Below are 2233 nucleotides of genomic sequence, written 5' to 3' on the forward strand. Positions count from 1 at the left end.
CAATATGATTCTACCCTATTAGAGAAAATTGCCGGACAGTCTGCCAACAATTCGATAAACCGGGTAAAAGCGGAAGAGGCAAAACAGAAACTAGAGGAAAATAATAAAAAAATATCAAAAATCAAAGAAGAAATTGTTAAGCTAAAAAATGAACTACTACAAAAACCATCGAGTCAAAATTTACTTGCTTTCATGAGAAATGAAAGTAAATTTAATGATGTGGAAGCTGGTTATAAAAATGCGACTTTTTGGTATCCTAGCATTCAATTAGGTTTTCAAGTTTTATTTTTAGCACCATTAATAATTGTTGCGTTATTAGTGAATCAGTATGCCCAAAGTCGCGGCTATGGTTTAATAGCGTTAATTAGTTGGCATTTATTAGTTATTTTCTTCATTCCTTTAATTTTCAAAGCTTTTGAATTTTTGCAAATTGGTATTATTACACAATTCATTTTTGATATTATCGGTGCTATCTTTGGAGGTTTAGTATTTTTAGTTCAATATGTTTATATTCTGTTAATCCCTTTGTTCGGTTTTGCTATTATTAAATTTTTGCAAAAGTTTGTTTTTAATACCAAGTCTCAAGCAGCAAAACGAGTACAAAAATCACAATGTATTAACTGCGCTAAAACGATTAAAAATCAAGATGCTCATTGTCCCCATTGCGGTTATTATCAATATGTAGAATGTCATCATTGCCATGAGTTAACTTATAAAAATTTACCTTATTGTTATCATTGTGGTACTGCACAAACTTATGATAGTTAATAGTCCCCAAGCTACCGAAACGAGCAAAGAGAGAATTGCCACTTTATCAACTAATCAATTATGGATTTACTCGAATACCAAGCCAAGGAAATATTTGCTCAGGTAGGTATCCCCATTTTACCTTCCCAACCAATCCACGAACCGGGGGGACTAAAAAGATTAAACATTCCCTATCCTATCGTGCTGAAGTCCCAGGTACGCACGGGAGGACGAGGAAAAGCAGGAGGGGTGAAATTTGTCGCTAATACCATCGATGCGATCGCTGCTGCCCATGCTATCTTTCATTTACCGATCGCCGGAGAATATCCAGAGGTAATCCTAGCAGAAGCCAGGTATAATCCGCAACAGGAGATATTTTTAGCCATTTTACTCGATTATCATCTGCAAAGACCAGTTTTACTGGGTGCGAGTCAAGGGGGGATGGATGTGGACAGTTTACTGGCAACCATGCAAAAAGTGGTCATTGAAGAGAGATTTTCCCCCTATCTCTGTCGGCAATTAGCCGTATCTATGGGTTTAAGAGGGTCTTTGATCGAGTCTATCAGTCAAATTCTCGAAAAAATGTATAGTCTCTTTGTCAGCAAAGATCTCGATATTATCGAGATTAATCCCCTCGGTATCAACGAAACTGGGGAAGTGATGGCCCTAGATGGCAAAATAAGTGTTAATGATGCCGCTTTAGCTAGACATCTCGATCTGCTCGCTTTGACCCCACCCCAATTACAATCCCCTTGGTCGATAATTGATCAAACTGGCCGAATAGCGATGATCAGTAATGGCCAGGGTTTGATGTCCAGTATCTGGGATGTCTTAGCTGGCCAGGGGGCAAAACTGGCGGCATGGCTTATACTGGAGGAAAGACTAGAATTAGAGCAATTAAACGAGCAAATAGAGGCCGGTCTGCAACAATTCCAACTATTGCCTGATTTAAAAGTGGTTATCGTTGATATTGTCAGTTATCCCGACTTTGGCCAAAAAGCGATCGAGAGTATTAGCAATTACTACCGCAGTTATAGCCCATTATCACCCGGCCGGGGCAGCGGCGAAAGAACGATCCGGGCTACCCGACAGGAAAGACAAACCTTGGAACCCAGACCTTTTCCCAATCCCACCGTACCACAAATAATTTTTCGCGTCCTAGCTGACAGCAAAGCGATCGATCTCAGCCGGAGTTTAGCTGATGTTAACTTTCATTGGTTAGAGTCTTTAGAAGAGGTGGTCACTGCAGCAATTAAATTAGCCTAGAATCAGTGATCAGTGATCAGTTATAATTTGCACGGCTATAATTTGCATTTTTTACTCAAAGACTATAATAGGGCTTGCTGAATAAATCTAAAAACTTTGTTGGATAAGGCTTTTAGACTTTTTTTACCTCAAAAAGTGCCGACCATTGGAGGGATCGGGGGTAAAATTCCTGGACTTTTTCCCTGAAAATTAGGTAACTGACTACCTCAAAATCGGTAAA

At 39.2% G+C, this 2233-nt stretch carries 1 protein-coding gene and 1 pseudogene; both read left to right on the top strand.

The window, feature by feature from the left end; genetic code table 11:
- Positions 1 to 768: pseudogene (locus tag PX636_RS19250) on the top strand (hypothetical protein); the annotation flags it as partial.
- Positions 769 to 828: 60 nt separating this feature from the next.
- Positions 829 to 2013, top strand: coding sequence for an ATP-grasp domain-containing protein (locus PX636_RS19255; protein WP_288118341.1), 1185 nt, complete (start codon positions 829 to 831; stop codon positions 2011 to 2013).
- Positions 2014 to 2233: the final 220 nt, after the last annotated feature.

The sequence above is a fragment of the Microcystis sp. M53598_WE2 genome, assembly GCF_030067735.1.
Classification (GTDB): Bacteria; Cyanobacteriota; Cyanobacteriia; order Cyanobacteriales; family Microcystaceae; genus Microcystis; species Microcystis aeruginosa.